The organism is Paenibacillus xylanexedens (genome assembly GCF_007676705.1).
GTDB classification, from domain to species: domain Bacteria; phylum Bacillota; class Bacilli; order Paenibacillales; family Paenibacillaceae; genus Paenibacillus; species Paenibacillus xylanexedens_C.
Genome location: NZ_VEBF01000002.1, coordinates 959,876 through 976,852 on the forward strand (window position 1 = coordinate 959,876; position 16,977 = coordinate 976,852).

The following is a 16,977-nucleotide window of genomic DNA, read 5'->3' on the forward strand; positions in this document are numbered from 1 at the left end:
TCTTGCTTTGTGCACATTCTCATCATACGGTGGGCAAAAGTGCATTTGCTTTGGCTCGTATGGTGCACTATTTTTAGAATTGACAAATGGCGGGAGGAGCACGTATGATTCTGTTCAACATCAAAACTAAACTTTTTCTGGTCCTCGTCCTCGTATCGATCGTGCCAATTATCGTCGTTTCTGTCAGTTCCTATCGCAGTTACACGAAGCTGGTGAATGAGCAGACCTCTCTCGTGACGTCAACAACTATAGGTAATTCGGTCAAGAGTATGGAGGAAATTTTACAGAATATCGACCGGATCTCCGTCACACTCCTTCAGCAGTCTTCCAATGCAACCGCTTACAGTACTGTGAGTGATGAACTAATCAAGTTGAACGGTACCAACGACCAATATGAAATCTTCATGATCCGCAGCAAATTGAAATTGATCTTCGAAAATATTCTGCTTGGCTACAATTACATCAATGGTTTGTATCTTTTCACACCAGATGGCAAATGGATAAGCTACGGCAGTAGCGGGACAGACCTACGTCTCGATTATGTCGCACTTCGCGATGAGTGGTATCTGGATACGATCCAGCGTAAAGGCGATTTGTACATTGGTGAAGTTGGCGTCAAACCTTACATCATTAACGCCAAGGAATCCATTGGCTTCTCCAGAGCTCTCTACGATCCCAACAACAACGAGTTCCTTGGCGTGTTTATGCTCGATTGCAGCATGAACATTTTTGACGGTCTAAAACGTAATCCGGCACCAAGCTTATCCAATCTATATCTGGCGAACGACGCTGGCGAGATCCTGTACTCCACCGACGGAAGTAGAGTTGGCACGCCTCTCTCCGATTCTCTCGCTGCGGCAACGCATCAAGTCGGCAACAGTTCACAGTACAAATCAATCCAAGATAACATGATGACGGTAATCCAGAAGGTTCCCGGCCGCAATTGGAACGTGATTGCCAACATCTCTATGGATCGGCTGTATGAGGAGTACAACATCTCGCAAAAGTTGCTGTTATACGTGGCCGTAAGCTGTGCCGTCATTTTCCTTTTACTTTCCTTTTTCTTGTCTAACCTGATCACCAAACCCATCATCGAATTAACCAAACTGATGCGCAAAACCAAATCTCATCGTTTTGTGATCATCAAGCCTCAAGTAACGAGGCAAGTCGACGAGATTGGAATCCTTTACCATGAGTTCAACAAAATGATGAAAGACATCGATACGCATATCCGAGAAAGTTACCAGAATAAAATCCTCATGCTGGACTCCCAGATGAAGGCATTGGAAGCACAGATCAACTCCCATTTCCTCTACAATACGCTGGAGTCAATTAATAGCATTGCCGAGATCGAAGAAGTCGAGAGTATTGTGGTGATGACCAAGTCACTTGGGGACATGTTCCGCTACAGCATCAAAACGGACAGTGAGCTGGTCGCGGTCAGCGAAGAACTCCAGCATGTAGAAAACTACATGGCCATCCAGCAGATTCGGTACGGTGACAAGTTCGCGTTCAACCTCAATGTGGACCCGGAGATTCGGAGTCGTCGCATGCTGAAACTTCTGTTGCAACCACTCGTGGAAAATGCCATCTATCACGGGTTGGAGAACAAACGTGGAAAGGGTTCCGTCACCATTACCGGTTTGTTTCAGGGGGACAGCATCGTGTTCGAGATCTGGGACGATGGCGTTGGCATGTCCTCAACACAAGCGGAGGAACTTCGACAATTGCTCCAGCAGCCACCTGAATTCGTCACCGTTGGTCAAAGGCATAAACAAAGCATCGGGATCAAAAACGTGCATTCACGAATTGCTTTGTATTACGGAGAGGGTTACGGCCTTTCGTTTCATACCGATTTGAATACAGGAACTCGAATTACACTCGAAATTCCGGCCAATTGGGAAAAGAGGTGACCAAAGAGATGTACACGTATATCGTTGTGGACGATGAACCCTTGATCCGCAAAGGCTTGTTGAAAAAAATCGGGTCTTTCGAGCACTCGCTTGAACTCTTAGGCGAAGCAGATAACGGCGCAGATGCCTTGGCTTTGATTGAATCGTTCAAGCCGGACATTATCTTTACGGACATGCGCATGCCTGAGGTCGACGGCAAGCTGCTGATCAGGACTGTATGCCAGCAATATCCGTGCATCAAGTTAATTGTCATTAGCGGGCATACCGATTTTGATTATATGCAGGAGGCAATCGCTGCGAAAGTTGTAAATTACCTACTGAAGCCTTTTAGCCGGGACGAGATCCACGGTACACTCCACCAAGCCATCCATGCCATCGAGCAGGAGCGCTCTCTTCAGCGGGAAGTCGTTTTAAGAGAAGTGGAAACGGAGCAGATGAAAAGGGATGCCGACATGCAAGCCTTCCTGAATTATGTGCTGGCTCCCCATTCATCCATCAAAACACCTGTGTTCCGCTCTGCGGTATTTGCCGACATCATGGCATCTGACCAGTTCATTTTATTGACGATTTATGGTCCTCAACCGCTTACAGCACAGCAACTACCTACCTTTTCGAATGGCCTGTACATTCCTCATCCACAAACGGATCAGCTACTGTTTTTCCTGATGCATGATCTGGGTTGCACAGGCCACCTGGATTTGCAGAAAATGGCGGCACAAACAGCGAGTATGATTTTGTCCAAATCCGAAACTACGGATTGTTGTGTGGGGATCAGCTTGCCGCATACAGGCATTGGTGGGGTCCGAGAAGCTCACCATCAAACGATCCTCGCGCTAGACGAACGAGCCATTACCGATTTCGGCAAATGTTACGTATTTTCACAGGAGCAAATTCCTTTACATCAACTGAAGTGGGCTCGAACGTATGAACTGTTATTTTTTATAGAGAGTGGGAATGTGCCGAAGGTGGAAGAGCTCCTCACCGATTTCTTTGCCTTCTACATACGCCAGCCTGACGCCTTGCTTGCCCACCTGAAAGAGCAGTGCAGAGACATCATTACGGAAACCAAACGGCTGCTGAGTAACTATATCCAGAACGGAGGTAACAGTAGCGCCTCCTCCAGCTTGGAGGCCGTCCTGAACGTCTCGTTCGATATGGAGTGCATTAGGCATTACATGGTAAAGGTACTGACGGGAACAGCCCTTCTGCTTAAGGAAGATAACCCCTACGCATCAGATCAAGTAATCGACAACGTCAGGACATATATCGATAATCACTATACCAAGGATTTAACGCTGGAATGGGTATCGTCCCTGTTCTACATTAACCCGAGTTACCTCAGTTATTTATTTAAAGAAAAGACATCTGAGAACTTCACTGATTACGTAAACCGACTACGGATTAAGCAAGCCAAGCAGCTCTTAACGAGCACAGACGATAAAATCTACCGGGTTGCCAAACAGCTGGGTTACGACAATCCAAAATATTTTTTTAGGGTGTTTAAAAAATTGACCGGTTGGACCCCAGAGGAATACCGAAAGCAACACAAATCCTTCACCGCAAACAACAAGGAACCAGGCCATGCATGATGGCCCAGTTCCTTGTTTTCGTTGTTGTGGTTCTTAGTGGTGCAGCTGTTCTACTATCCGGTCATGCACACGGACAATGACTGTTGCAAGTTGTGCCCGTGTCAGAGTGCTCTGTGGTTGTAGCAGTTTATCCGGCGTACCTTGGAATATACCAAGCTGAATAGCCGTTGCCATGGCTGCCCGGTTATTTGGTTTCAGCTGGTCCTGGTCCTTAAAGTCTCCCAGCCATGATTCAATCTCTGCTTCCTGCAGTTTCGTATCCACCCCAGACAAGTTCAGCGCACGAACGAGCACCATTGCCATGTCCTCACGTGACATTGGGGCATTCGGCAGGTACTGCCCTTCTTCCATTAGTCCATATTCCTTGGAGGCTCGCAAAATCGGATCAAACCATTTCTCGTTTGCTGCCGCTCCTCCCGGCTCCATTCCTAACGCATTCAAGGCAGCCATCAACGTTTGGGCTGATGTTGTCATTCCCTGGGGTTGCATGCGGCGTTCCGATACGCCATTGATCAACAGCAAGCTGTTGGCTTTGGCTATGTCTCTGGCATACCAGGCTGAAGGCTTAACGTCAACAAATTCGCGGTGCGAGTGAATCGTTACGTACGTGCCTCCTTGATTTAGCAGCACTTTCCATACCTTGTTTCCGTTTGTGTCTTTGGTCAACACGCCGGGCACCGGCGTAAGTTGGCCTCCTTCCCCAACGTATGCGATTGTTGTGGAGTTTGCAGCTACGACATCGTTAACAGGCAGCGTTGCAATGACATACGTGTTCTGCATATCTTTGATGGATACGTTCCATGGATCACCGATGACCCGGATGCCAGATGAGCGGATACTTGCTGCCTTAGCTTGATCAGCAACATCTCCCGTTTGCACCGTCACGACAGCAGAAACATTGCCCTCCGAATCCGTTTCGCCTTCAGTCTCGGACCCGGATGCTGGTGGCTTAACAGGAGTTCCAACACTACCTGATCCAGGCGTGCTTGGCGAATCAGGATTTGTTCCTGGATTTGTACCTGGACTTCCTGGATTCGTTCCCGGCTCTTTCAACGTAAATGACAAACTGTCAATCCGAAGATCCGGTTCATGAAACACCAGATACAGATCATGTACGCCGCTCACGGCAGCAGAAATATCTGCCTCTACGTCAACGTATCCTAATTCCTTGACCATCACGTTAGCATTGCTAATCTTGTAGGAGACAGGTTCTGTCACCGGTACGTTCCATACAGCAAGCGGTGCGGTATCGAGCGCATCCGCATGCAATGAGATCGTGCCACCCTGCACATTAGATGCGACAGTTGCCTTCACCTTCTGCACACCTGTCAAGTCAGCCTTAGGCAACGCGATCCACGATCCATTTTGTTTGGACCGAACTGCGTAATAGCCTCCAACAATCGCTTTGGCTTTTAATTGGGCTGCCGTGCGTTCCTTGGATACTTCGTGGTAAACGACTTCGTTCGAAGCAAACGCATGATCAAATACATTTAAGGACTGGGTAAGGGGTAAGGCCGCAATCGACTTCCCACCAATGCTTAATGCCTTCGATACTTGCACGTCTGCATCACCAGCTGACGTTCCGATCATGAATTCATAATTGCCCTGTTCAACAATCCATTCGCTCCGATTCACATCCCATAATGCCAGGGTTTGCGGATCGACCTGCAACAGGACTTCTTTTGTTTCACCCGGAATGAGATGGATCTTCTCAAATGACACCAGTTTCTTTTTGGGCGCATGTGCGCCGTATGCAGAGTTGCTGTTACGGGCGTATAGCTGCACAACCTCGGAAGTGGCTACGTCTCCTGTATTGGTTACGCGGACCGACACCGTGAATGGTTCATCTCCCGTAACAGAAGACGGTACAGTCAGGGAATCGTACGTAAAATCAGCATACGATAATCCGTAACCAAACGGATAGGTCAACGTGGCATCTGTATACATATAAGTCAACTCAGATTCAATAGGATCTGCATTAGTCATATCAACCGTAAATCGCGGGTCGATGTCCTCAAGGCCAGAAATGTTACCTTCTGGTATAACATATGGACTAATGGAAGGGAATGCATCCATCCCCGTATACCATGTGGACGTCAGGCGACCTGTTGGCGCGTAATCTCCGTACAACACCTGGGCCAGAGCATACGAATCGTATTGACCGCCATATGGCTGGTAAACGATCGCTGAGATGTTAGGGTTGTTCTGAATGCGCTCCAGGTTTACAGGGAAGCTCGATTTAACCACGACAACGGTTTTCTTACCCTGGACTGCAAAGGCAGCAGATACTTTGTCGACCAGTTCATAATCAGCCTCGCCCATATCGAGGGTAGACCGGTCGTTCCCTTCTCCTGCGCTATGACGTGGAATTGCTCCGACAAAGACGATGGCGTAATCGTCTTCCGTGGCTCTTGCTACTGCCTCTTCGCCTACGTTCTTCACAACGGCCTTCTCAAACTTCACCTCATCCGGACGATTCGCAGCATTATCCTTGCTTCCCAGTGGAGATGATGTTGTCACGAGCTTACCAGCATCATCTACCTTGATAAAGCGTCCGTTGGCATAATACCAGTTTGTAAAGTCACCAGAGAATCCTGTACGGTACCCATTGGTAACAATAGACATTGACCCATCCTCGTTCGTTTCCATTCGTAATGTTGGGGGTATGGCACTCGTATCACCCATCATCTCAGGAAGGTTCCAATCATTGTTCGTCAGATTGAGGCTGGTACGATCCGTATTGCCAACTGCTGCATGATTTGTCGCAGGGGAAGTCACCCAACGCTGATTATACAGCGACAATAAACTTGAACCCGCTTGACCCCAATCGTACACTCGGAACAAATGAGAGGATTCGCCCTCATCTAGCGTATCCGCAGTTGTGATGAGCTGTGCTCCCTCCGTGCCTGCATTTGGACTGTACACGTCTGCCGTGACCGTTTGTTGATTCGCTTTAGAGGTTAGTGCAATGACTTCATTTCCTGGGGCATAGTTTACGTTACTGCTGCCATTCATTTTAATGATTGAGAGCAGTGGAGATTCACCGGAGTTTTCCAGCGCAGGTGTCGTGCCAACTGAATACGTCGTCTTGAAGCGCGCGTCGGCATACACCCCAGAAACAGCAGCGTCATTTCCTTTTTCCAGCGGAAGTGTGCCGTCATTTTTCAACAAAACAACGCTCTCCTGTGCCGCCTGAAGTGCTATTTCCTGATGGTTCACTTGGTTATAATCGGAAGGCGGAGACGTCCTGACGTCCCTTGCTTCCTGGGCAAAAGGATAGTTTTTCGGTATGCCCTGCTCATCAATTTCATTAAAAATCCCCAAACGCACCAGCTGGTTTACATGTGGTCTGGCTGCTTCTATAAGCTCTTCCTCGGTAACTCCATATTCCCCCTGCTCCACGAGCGACACCAGATCGGTCACATCAGCAGGTGTCGTCCCTGACGGCCGACCCGCATTTGCCTGGGCAAGCGCCATGAGAACCGTTGCATGACCGCGGTCCACGGCATAACGGTCGTCATATCCATTTCCGAGTTGGTTCGCGTTGGATACAATCGCATCTCCATTGAAATCGGGCGAGCTGTATACGCCATATTTCGCGTCCAAATTGGCCAATAATTGTAGCGGGGAAAGGATGTTTGGAATGCCGTTTGTCCGGCCATAAGATGTCATTGTGCCCGCCAGCGCACCTGATTCAAATCCAGGGAGCGCGGCTCTGGTTTGGTACTCAAACAATGAACGCGCGCTTGCGCTGTTATTCGCGGTCTGCCGGAACCACTGTGCGTTATATACGGAATAATGCTTTGTCCCCACCGCGGCCCTCATCCAGAATCCATCTTCGCTGGTGGACTGATCAATTCCACTAAGACCCGAAGCCATCTTGTCGATCAAGACTCCGGCCATATTTGGATCTTCAGAGAACCCTTCATCGAAGCGACCGCTAAGCGGATTGATACGCATATCACTGACAACACTGAACGCCACGCTTAGGGAAGGATCATTGCCCCCATGAATGTTGGATTCGCCCTGCTTGACCTTTAATTTGCTGATTTTCTCATTCCCCATCACTTCCCCGATATCGGACAAAAGCTCTTTGTTCCAGCTCTGTCCCATGCCAATCAGAGCAGGAAAATCAGTCGAGACACCCTGAACATTATCTGCAGCGGATAACGCTCCGGGAATGACTTTGCCCGCATGTTTTCCCAGCTTCAATGTGTAATGGTTTCGTGAACCCGTCACATAAACGGCTGGACCTTCGAGGCCAGTGTATTCGAAATAGGTGTCTACGTATGCATCCAGATGCTCTGGCACGCCATCGAATAATGGCATCCCGTCAAAGACACCTCCCTGCTGAGTTTGGAACTTTAACGTACTTGTTGTAGATGCTGATAGTGGCATGGCTCCCCAGGACCCCCATATCAGACTGACCACGGTGATGACGGCAATCACTTTGCCGCCGATCTTCTGCTTGAAATCTCTAGTCAAAGTCAATGTTAACCCTCCTCTATTTGTAATCGCTTACAATTTGGTACTTACTCATTATAGTTTGAGGAATGGTACATTTTGTTTATGGGTTGAGGTACAGTATTTTTAGATATTACGGTTATGTATCATCAAAGGATAAATTTGGATTTATATTAAATATAAGCCTCATACTCCACCAATCACTGTACTAAGATGCTCGATTTAACCAACAAAACATACTCAATGAAAACTTTGTTTTTGCGGTAACACAAGCCAGGTCATGGGTCATTTCGATAACTACAACGAATATTCAACCGAGCAATGCCACAAGGCTTGTCCCTGGTTATAACAATCAAAAGGGCGTTCCATAAGTCATCTTCCTGACTTATGGAACGCCCCATCTAAAATTACTTTATACACATTCATGTAATTTGGCTTTTCTAAAGTACTTTCGTTTACACAACAACGGAGAGGGCAGAACCAATCTGAAGAAGCGAAGCGTGCGCCTTTATCCCCGGATTTTACCCTTTTGAAATTTTAATCTAAAAATCCGGGGATAACAGCGATCGAAAGATGGTACTGCACTCGTAGTGCCCCCGTGTAAACAACGCTCTTTATCCTACCCAACATTACATCGTATCCCTACCTAAACATCCCCCACAGCTTAATCAGATGAAACGTATTGTTCGGATCAATCTTCTGTGCAAGCACAAAAGCAACGAACTGCTCCTCCTGCGCCGTAGAGAAATTCTCATTCATAATGACTGCCGAAGACTTGACCAACCTTCTGACCTTGGCCTTATCTTGCAAATCAGACTTGGTCACGCCATCAATCAACTTTTTGATACGCTCTTTGACAGCAGGATTTTTCATCTTTAATTTGATCCGCTCCACCAGCTGCGGACTGATTCCATATTGTTGGTAACTCAAAACGTACAGCACCTCCCAAAGAATAAACTCACTTCTTATTCATATGTCGGAAGGGCTTGTACACTTGTCTGTTTTTACAAAGGTAATATGAAAAATCCAGTCGTTATCGGCAAATCTTAGTCAATGAGATCGCCTTTGAACACTTGCTGTTGCTGTAGGAAATCACGCAAAGGTGCGTAGTCGATAGACGTCCAGAAGGTCGCATCCTCAATCAAGTGGGTTACGTCATCTCTGGCTTGTTCCAGCACAGCAAAATCGGCAACCATGTCGGCAAGACGGAATTCAGGCAATCCGCTTTGTTTTGTACCAAAGAAATCACCCGGGCCCCGGAGATCCAGATCCCGACGGGATACCTCGAATCCATCCTCGGTTTCCGTCATCACCTTCATGCGCTCCTGCCCGACCTCCGTCTTGGGATCAGCAATAAGTACACAATAGGACGCGTGGGCCCCACGACCAACCCGACCACGCAGCTGATGCAGCTGGGACAGCCCGAAGCGGTCTGCATCCATAATGACCATCAACGTTGCATTTGGCACATCGACCCCAACCTCCACAACGGTAGTCGAGACGAGAAGCTGAATATCATTGCTGTAGAAGTCACGCATCATCTCTTCTTTCTCCGCGGCCGTCATCCGGCCATGCAGCAGACCCACGCGATATTTCGGAAAGTTCTGCTGCATCTGTACATGCAGATCAATGGCATTCTGGACATCCAGCTTCTCCGACTCTTCAATGAGTGGACAGATCAGATAGGCCTGACGTCCCTGATCCACTTCTCTGGAGATAAACCCGAGTACTCGCTCCATCATGTCATGTTTGACCCAATACGTAGAGATGGGAATCCGTCCCTTCGGACGTTCCGAGATCGTGGATACTTCAATATCACCAAAAGCTGTAATGGCCAGTGTCCGCGGAATAGGCGTTGCCGTCATCGTTAACACATCCGGATTATATCCTTTACGTCGTAAAACGCTGCGCTGATTCACACCGAAGCGATGCTGCTCGTCCGTCACCACAAGACCCAGATCACGGAAGAAAACATCTTCCTGAATCAGGGCGTGTGTACCCACCACGATATCAATCATGCCCATTTGCAACGATGCGATCAGATCTTTACGCTTACGCCCATTTACACTGCCCGTTAACAGCCCTACAGTCACCCCAAACGGTTCAAACAGCTTTTGCAGTGACCGCATATGCTGCTCTGCCAAAATCTCTGTAGGCACCATCAGAGCCCCCTGAAAACCGGATCGAACCGTTGTATATAGGGCAATCGCGGCAATCACCGTTTTACCCGAACCTACATCACCCTGCAGTAATCGGTTCATTGCATACGGTGAGCGCATATCGTGCAGGATCTCAAGTTCCACCTTTTTCTGGGCATCAGTCAATTCAAAAGGCAGACTGCGCACAAACTCGCGAATCGTTGTATTGTCCGTAGTATGTACCACGCCACCCATGCGATTCCGGTTCAACGCACGATACGCCTGCATTTTCAACTGGAACAGAAACAGTTCTTCGTACACCATCCGCTGTCTGGCCTGTTGACCTTCCCGGTTATCTTGTGGACGATGGATTCCAGCAATCGCCTGCTTGCGTGGCATCAAACTATATTTCTTCATCAACGATTGGGGCAGAATCTCGGGAATCATATCTCCGAATTGGATTAATCCCTGATTGATCGTTTTGCGCATCCATTGTTGCGTCAGCTTGCCGGTTACCGAGTATACAGGTTGCAGTGTGCCTGAACGCCCATCCCCTTTATCGGGGAACTCCGAGTCAGTGACCGTCATCTGCATACGTTTTTGTTCCCATTTCCCTGTAATCACAATCTCCCGATTGGGCGTAAGCTGTTCTTTGAGGAAATGGCGATTGAACCACGTTGCTGTAATCATCCACTCTTCCGTCATGATCTTACAGGTCAGACGGGACTTTTTGCCGTATCGTTGTAATACAGGAATACCCATCACCTGTCCCTGGACGGTGATCTTGTCTCCATCCTTCACTTCACTAAGGGAACGCAGACGGTAATCCTCATAACGGAACGGATAATATTCTAGCAAGTCTTTAACAGTAGAGATGCCAAAGGCGTGAAGCTCTCCCTCTTTGAGAGCACTCACGCCGTTAATTTGCTTAACTGATATTTCTTCCAATTTCATGTCTAATCCCTCATTCCGGAACAGGCCACATAAAGATCGCAATGACACCAGGTCCAACATGACTGCCTATTACGGCACCAATATTGGTATAGATCACTTCATTCAGTGTAAAATGACCACGCAGCTGCTCTGCACAAGCGATCGCTGATCCCGGGTCAGCGGTATGACCTACCGCCAGGTTAACCCGTTTGCCTGCAAGATCCTTCTGGAACAGCTCAATTATACGTGCCATTGCTTTTTTATGACCTCTGACTTTCTCAACTGCGTAGATAACGCCTTCTTCATCAATAGACAGGATCGGCTTAATGTTAAGCAGCGTTCCCAAGATGGCTGAAGCTTTGCCAATCCGGCCACCCTTTTGCAGATACTCCAGAGTATCTACGAGAAAAAACAACTTGCGAGATTGTTGCATCCCTTCAATAGCCGCAGCGATTTCGACTGCTGACTTTCCCAGTTCGGCAAGTTCAGCAGCCTGTACCACCATCAGACCGTATCCATAAGATGCTGACTTCGAATCCAGCACGGTGATGTCACCCTCACGCTCCAGCAAAGACTTGCCGAGCATGGCCGATTGATAGGTACCACTCATGCCGGATGACAGGTGGATGGATACTATCGGGCGTTCCGGGTTCTCATCCAGCAGTGCTTGATAGACATTCATGAAATCAGTTGGAGATGGCTGTGAAGTTGTAGGCAACACAGATACCTTCTTCAATTTTTCATAGAACTGTTCCGAAGTCAGATCAACGCCGTCTGCATATGTTTCTTCCCCGAACAAAACACGCAGCGGAACAATGTGAATCCCGTATTTGCGAATGAGTTCTTCGGGAATATCTGCCGTACTATCCGTGACAATCGCAACCTTGTGGCTCATGACTCTCCTCCTATTCGCTAGAGCGCTATAAGTACATGTTCAAAAAGTCAACTAGAGACTTTTTGAACAACCTTTATTAGGACTCTACGGAGAACAAATAATAATACACAGGCTGTCCTCCAAGATGTACCTCTACCTCGGCATCAGGATACTGTTCTTCAAGCCATGCAGCGAGGGCAGCGGTAACCTCAGGGTCAGCTTCGTCCCCTTCAAGGATCGTCACCACTTCATCTCCACTCTCCATCATCTGTTTGAGCAGACCTTCACATGCTTGAAGCATGGTTTCATCCGTCGCTACAATTTTGGAGTTATGAATACCGATATAGTGTCCCGCCTTGATATCCAAGTCATCATATTGCGTATCACGAACCGCATGAGTCACTTGACCGGACTGCACCCGGCTGATTGCCTCCAGCATCTGGTCACGGTTCGTTTCCGCAGACTCGTCTTCCTGGAAAGCAAACGCAGCTGCCATTCCCTGTGGGATAGTCTTACTTGGAATAACCGTAATCCGGCGCTCATCTTCAAGCAGTTCACGCGCCTGCTCAGCAGCCAGTACAATATTCGAGTTATTCGGAAGTATGAATACCTGCTGCGCAGCAATTGAACGAACGGCTTTCACAAAATCCTCCGTACTTGGATTCATCGTCTGTCCACCGGACAGAACGACATCGACGCCAAGACTTTGGAAGATCTCTGCAATACCGTCACCGGAGGATACCGCAATAAAACCATACGGTGCCATCTCATCTGCAGGAAGCACTGCCTCTTCCAGGCTTCGCGCTGCCTCAGGTGGAATCTCTGCAAACAATTCAGGTGAAGGCGCAATGTCCATTCCTGCCGTCAGCAGATCCCGATGCTGTTCACGCATATTGAGAATATGAATCTGTGTGATTTCACCATATTGCAGTGCCAGATTTAATACATCACCTGGTGTCTTGGAATGGACATGAACTTTGATCACTTCATCATCGGCAATGATGATGATCGAATCCCCATTAACTGACAACGCTTTCCGGAATGCTTCGTCATCGAATGCCACTCCTGCGTTCTCTCCAAGCTCACGATTAATGAAAAATTCCATATCATACAGGAACTCAATGTCTTCCGTTTCCAATCTCGCCTGAGCAGACAACGGCATCTCCGGTGAGATTACCTGCTGTGCAGGCTTCGTGACAACCAGTTCTGCCGGTGCAGCCGGTTTCAAAGCAGATGCTGCCACGCCTGGAGTCGCTTCTTTCTTCAAGGAAGCACGATTTCCTCCGTCACTCTGCAGCAACACTTCCATAAAGCCTTCGTAGATATATACAAGCCCCTGACCACCTGAATCCACAACACCAACCTGTTTCAGTACAGGCAGTAATTCCGGAGTCATTGCCAGTGCTTCTTTTGCTTTTAACAAAACTTCATTCATTAATTCAGTAATATCATTCGTCCGTCTTGCGTAGTAGTTGGCATGTTTGGCCGCTTCCTTGGCTACGGTAAGAATGGTCCCTTCCACGGGCTTTACGACAGCTTTGTAAGCTGCATCAACACCGTTCTGCAGGGCTGCTGCAAATTGGAGCGTATTCAGTTCCTCATAGGGAGCAGCTGAACGACTAAATCCACGGAACAATTGCGATAGAATAACTCCCGAATTCCCCCGTGCGCCCATAAGCAAGCCTTTCGATAGAATACCGGCAGCTTCGCCGATGGAGGCAGAACTTTTTCTTTTAATCTCTGCGACTCCTGCACTCATTGTCAAATTCATGTTCGTTCCCGTGTCACCATCCGGCACAGGGAAAACATTCAGGGAATTGACGTGCTCTGCATGCTGTCCAAGTTGTTCCGCTCCGGCAAGTACCATTGCGGTGAAATCTGTTCCATTTAAAGAACGTATACTCAAGTGAGAATTCCCCTTCCTAGCTTGATACACGAACACCTTGCACCAAGATGTGTCTGGTCTGTTCATGCGCTAACGCGGACTGCGTTATTCTTCGTCCATACCTTGTCCGGCACAGGCATACAATACATAATGTCAGCCGGATTAACGGTCTGGGCGGCCGGGCTACCAATATCCTGCACTCTCTGCACCCCTAACTTCGGGGCATACGGATATGCACCGGTATCAAGAGCCGGCATGAATGCCGCATGGAGACTGGTGCCAATTGATGGAATGCCGCAGCTCACAGCGTTGCCAAAAAGCAGACCACCGACCTCTAAGTACGGTTTATTCTCCGACTTCCTCGCGGCAACAGCCTGTTCACCACTGTATTATGGACTATTCAACATTGTACTATATTAGACAGGAGAAATAAATAAAGTTTTTGGATCAGTTGACGAAGCTTTTTTGATTATGATATTATATTCAAGTATTGTTTTATGCAGGTTAAGTAATGGAAATGATCCGGTCATGCCGGCTTAAACAACACCATTAGCTACTGAAACCTGATCTTGATGATCAGGAAGAACAATTTAGTCCTTATGGAATGATCTCTCGTTTCCGAAGGCAACTGGTTATTTTAGGATAGGAGGTGTAATCTATGTCTCGCAAATGTTATGTGACAGGTAAGAAACCGGGCACCGGTAACCACGTATCCCACGCTAACAACCGTAACCGTCGTACTTGGGGCGTAAACGTTCAGAAGGTCCGCATTCTCGTTGACGGCAAACCAAAACGTGTATACGTAAGCACCCGTGCACTGAAAGCCGGTAAAGTGACTCGCGTATAATCACGCAAAGCTACTATAAATCGGGTAAGCAAAAAGCACCTTGTTCCTTGCAGGTGCTTTTTTGGTATTCAGAAAAGGGATCTTGAATACGCTCATTAACATGTGGATGGCCGCCGCATGGCGCTTCGCAGGTACGAATTCCAGATAAGCCTGAGCCAAAGCGGCGGTATTCCCTGTTACCTTATCAATCTGATCAGTTCTTTTGAAACGTATTAAGAATCGCCTTTACAAACCCTCCCAAAAACTTCGGCAGTTTGAATGTGTAAAATTTCATAATTCACCCTCCCCATCATGCTCATGCGTCCGCCGTATCCTATGCTCCAGGCCTTCTTTACCTCAAACACGACAAAAAAGGCTACATGAGAAACCTGCTCATGTAACCATATTTATGCGGAACCTTCGATCCCTATTCCACAATGACAAGCCCGAAGATTAGGTCATTTACGTTTGGGAAGGAATGTATTGATAGACAGCGATCATGAAAACACTCAGTAAATAATACAGTATGCTGAATATAACAAAAGTAACCCGATGTCCCGTACGATCAAATTTGCGGAAATACATAATAACAACGCCCACCCCGATCAATGACGTAATGGCATTATACGGGGATTGAATAACCGCAAACAAAGCAAGCACGAGTCCCGTCGCAAGACTCGCAGCCATCGTCCACAGCGTCTCCTTAAGGGTCATAGATTAGCCCTCGTAGCTACGGCGAATTTCAGTAATCGCAGCAGCACGATCCTCACGGCCAAATACAGCACTTCCGGCAACGAGTACATCTGCTCCAGCTTCCACCACAAGCGGGGCTGTGTCGGCAGCAATTCCGCCATCTACTTCGATATGTACATCATGGCGTCCCTTTTCATTCAACCAGGTACGAATCTGCTTGATTTTGTTCATGGTACCCGAGATAAATGCCTGTCCGCCAAAACCAGGATTTACTGTCATGACCAGAACCATGTCAACATCATCAAGAACTTCCAGAATGGCACTAGCTGGCGTTCCCGGATTAAGGGCTACTCCTGCTTTTACTCCCTGCTCCTTGATCAGATGAATAACGCGGTGCAGATGTACACAAGCCTCAGCATGAACGGTAATTACCGCTGCGCCCGCTTTGGCAAATTCCTCAACATAACGCTCCGGATTCTCAATCATCAAATGCACATCGAGCGGCAAGCTTGTATGTGGAGCGATCGCCTTTACAATCGCAGGTCCAAGCGTAATATTAGGGACGAAATGACCGTCCATAACGTCAACATGAATCCAGTCTCCTCCTGCAGCTTGGGCTTCTGCTACTTCCGCACCAAGTCGGGCAAAATCAGCTGATAATATCGATGGGGCAATTTTAATCATGTTAATACCTCCGCTTCTTATCTTTCATTTCGGTAAGGAACAGCACATAGTGCTGATATCGGCTTTCGGAGATTAGACCTTCCTCCTTGGCCGCAAGCACACGACAGCCTGGTTCATGTGTATGGGTACAGCCTCGGAACTTGCACTGATCTGCAAACTGGGCAAATTCCCGGAAACAAGTAGAGAGTTCCTCCACACCGATCTCTAGAAAGTCCAGTTGGCTGAATCCCGGCGTATCTGCGACGAACCCGCCATTATCCAGGGGTATAAGTTCCACGTGTCTGGTGGTATGTTTCCCTCGTCCGAGACGCATGCTGATCGCATTTGTCTCCAGCGTCAGGCCCGGCATCAATGCATTTAACATCGAAGACTTGCCCACACCGGATTGTCCGGAGAATACGCTGATCTTACCAGCCAGACGGTCTCTGAGCAATTCACTGCCTTCACCGGTACGTGAACTTGTCGAGATTACTTCGTAACCCACCTGTTCATACAATGCCTTCACTTCAGCAATGGTATCTTTGGCTGGATCTGCCAAATCCAGTTTGGTCAACACAATGAGTGCATCCAGTCCCGCCTGCTCGATGTGAACAAGGAACTTGTCCAACAGATTTAGGTTCATATCCGGTTCCTTCACAGAGAACACGAGAACAGCCAAACTTACATTGGCTACAGGAGGACGGATAAGTTCCGTCTCACGCTTCCGAATTTCATCTACCGTTCCTTCTCCGTTCTCAGTCAACATGTAGCTGACGCGATCACCTACAAGCGGTGATGTTCCCCGCTTTCTGAAGATACCTCTGGCTCTGCATTGAACGGCGGAACCTTCAACCGAAGGAACCCCGTTGTCTTCCACTGGCATGACATAATAGTAACCGCTTAGCGCTTTAACGATGATACCTTCTGGCATAGCTCCGTCGCCCTCCTTTAGATGGTGGTACATTTACTCCAGACGCCAGCATAAGCCGCCCTTATGGA

13 protein-coding genes are annotated in these 16,977 nt (G+C 48.0%); 4 read left to right on the forward strand and 9 right to left on the reverse strand.

All coding sequences use genetic code 11. From position 1 onward, the window contains the following. Window positions 1-104: 104 nt before the first annotated feature. Together FS628_RS14175 and FS628_RS14180 are read left to right on the forward strand one after the other, a co-directional pair. A complete protein-coding gene (locus FS628_RS14175; protein WP_145322811.1) occupies window positions 105-1,913 on the forward strand; it encodes a sensor histidine kinase in 1,809 nt (602 codons plus the stop codon). Continuing rightward, on the forward strand, window positions 1,898-3,502 hold the full coding sequence (locus FS628_RS14180) for a response regulator transcription factor (protein ID WP_222125234.1): 1,605 nt from the start codon (window positions 1,898-1,900) through the stop codon (window positions 3,500-3,502). Before FS628_RS14175 ends, FS628_RS14180 begins: the two co-directional genes overlap by 16 nt. A gap of 33 nt (window positions 3,503-3,535) precedes the next feature. On the opposite strand, the gene FS628_RS14185 is transcribed toward FS628_RS14180, so the two are convergent. The 5 genes from FS628_RS14185 to FS628_RS14205 all read right to left on the reverse strand — a co-directional run bounded on the left by FS628_RS14185 (window position 3,536) and on the right by FS628_RS14205 (window position 13,817). Continuing rightward, window positions 3,536-7,993 (reverse strand): glycoside hydrolase family 3 C-terminal domain-containing protein, encoded by a 4,458-nt coding sequence (locus tag FS628_RS14185; RefSeq protein ID WP_145322814.1) that lies wholly within the window; start codon window positions 7,991-7,993, stop codon window positions 3,536-3,538. A 615-nt stretch (window positions 7,994-8,608) separates the two neighbouring features. Then, entirely contained in the window at window positions 8,609-8,896 is a 288-nt protein-coding gene (locus FS628_RS14190) for a stage VI sporulation protein F (protein ID WP_145322816.1), read from the reverse strand. A gap of 116 nt (window positions 8,897-9,012) precedes the next feature. Next, the gene (recG, locus tag FS628_RS14195; RefSeq protein WP_145322818.1) at window positions 9,013-11,058 is read right to left on the reverse strand and encodes an ATP-dependent DNA helicase RecG; all 2,046 of its coding nucleotides are present in this window, start codon (window positions 11,056-11,058) and stop codon (window positions 9,013-9,015) included. A gap of 10 nt (window positions 11,059-11,068) precedes the next feature. After that, a complete protein-coding gene (locus tag FS628_RS14200) occupies window positions 11,069-11,932 on the reverse strand; it encodes a DegV family protein (protein WP_145322820.1) in 864 nt (287 codons plus the stop codon). Window positions 11,933-12,008: 76 nt separating this feature from the next. Next, complete coding sequence (locus tag FS628_RS14205; RefSeq protein ID WP_145322822.1) at window positions 12,009-13,817, reverse strand: DAK2 domain-containing protein; 1,809 nt, start codon at window positions 13,815-13,817, stop codon at window positions 12,009-12,011. Between the two features lie 234 nt (window positions 13,818-14,051). On the opposite strand from FS628_RS14205, the gene FS628_RS31380 reads away from it, so the two are divergent. Next, window positions 14,052-14,216 carry a hypothetical protein gene (locus tag FS628_RS31380; protein WP_186327821.1) on the forward strand — a complete coding sequence of 55 codons (165 nt, stop codon included), beginning with the start codon at window positions 14,052-14,054 and terminating at the stop codon, window positions 14,214-14,216. Between the two features lie 238 nt (window positions 14,217-14,454). Next, window positions 14,455-14,643 (forward strand): 50S ribosomal protein L28, encoded by a 189-nt coding sequence (rpmB, locus tag FS628_RS14210; protein ID WP_017687459.1) that lies wholly within the window; start codon window positions 14,455-14,457, stop codon window positions 14,641-14,643. Between the two features lie 193 nt (window positions 14,644-14,836). Here rpmB and spoVM read toward each other — a convergent pair whose 3' ends face one another. From spoVM to rsgA, 4 genes are all read right to left on the reverse strand, one after another. Continuing rightward, window positions 14,837-14,917 carry a stage V sporulation protein SpoVM gene (spoVM, locus tag FS628_RS14215; RefSeq protein WP_019424875.1) on the reverse strand — a complete coding sequence of 27 codons (81 nt, stop codon included), beginning with the start codon at window positions 14,915-14,917 and terminating at the stop codon, window positions 14,837-14,839. A 167-nt stretch (window positions 14,918-15,084) separates the two neighbouring features. Next, window positions 15,085-15,336 (reverse strand): hypothetical protein, encoded by a 252-nt coding sequence (locus tag FS628_RS14220; protein WP_062835351.1) that lies wholly within the window; start codon window positions 15,334-15,336, stop codon window positions 15,085-15,087. A 3-nt stretch (window positions 15,337-15,339) separates the two neighbouring features. Next, entirely contained in the window at window positions 15,340-15,999 is a 660-nt protein-coding gene (rpe, locus tag FS628_RS14225) for a ribulose-phosphate 3-epimerase (RefSeq protein WP_145322824.1), read from the reverse strand. Window position 16,000: 1 nt separating this feature from the next. After that, window positions 16,001-16,909, reverse strand: coding sequence for a ribosome small subunit-dependent GTPase A (gene rsgA / locus FS628_RS14230; protein WP_145322826.1), 909 nt, complete (start codon window positions 16,907-16,909; stop codon window positions 16,001-16,003). Window positions 16,910-16,977 lie beyond the last annotated feature (68 nt).

What these genes read in the sequence shown, in the direction of transcription:
- FS628_RS14220 (WP_062835351.1), bottom strand. Translation starts at nt 15,336, where the DNA reads ATGACCCTTAAGGAGACGCTGTGGACGATGGCTGCGAGTCTTGCGACG.
- FS628_RS31380 (WP_186327821.1), top strand. Translation starts at nt 14,052, where the DNA reads ATGAATGCCGCATGGAGACTGGTGCCAATTGATGGAATGCCGCAGCTC.
- rpmB (WP_017687459.1), top strand. Translation starts at nt 14,455, where the DNA reads ATGTCTCGCAAATGTTATGTGACAGGTAAGAAACCGGGCACCGGTAAC.
- rsgA (WP_145322826.1), bottom strand. Translation starts at nt 16,909, where the DNA reads ATGCCAGAAGGTATCATCGTTAAAGCGCTAAGCGGTTACTATTATGTC.
- spoVM (WP_019424875.1), bottom strand. Translation starts at nt 14,917, where the DNA reads ATGAAATTTTACACATTCAAACTGCCGAAGTTTTTGGGAGGGTTTGTA.
- FS628_RS14175 (WP_145322811.1), top strand. Translation starts at nt 105, where the DNA reads ATGATTCTGTTCAACATCAAAACTAAACTTTTTCTGGTCCTCGTCCTC.
- FS628_RS14200 (WP_145322820.1), bottom strand. Translation starts at nt 11,932, where the DNA reads ATGAGCCACAAGGTTGCGATTGTCACGGATAGTACGGCAGATATTCCC.
- rpe (WP_145322824.1), bottom strand. Translation starts at nt 15,999, where the DNA reads ATGATTAAAATTGCCCCATCGATATTATCAGCTGATTTTGCCCGACTT.
- recG (WP_145322818.1), bottom strand. Translation starts at nt 11,058, where the DNA reads ATGAAATTGGAAGAAATATCAGTTAAGCAAATTAACGGCGTGAGTGCT.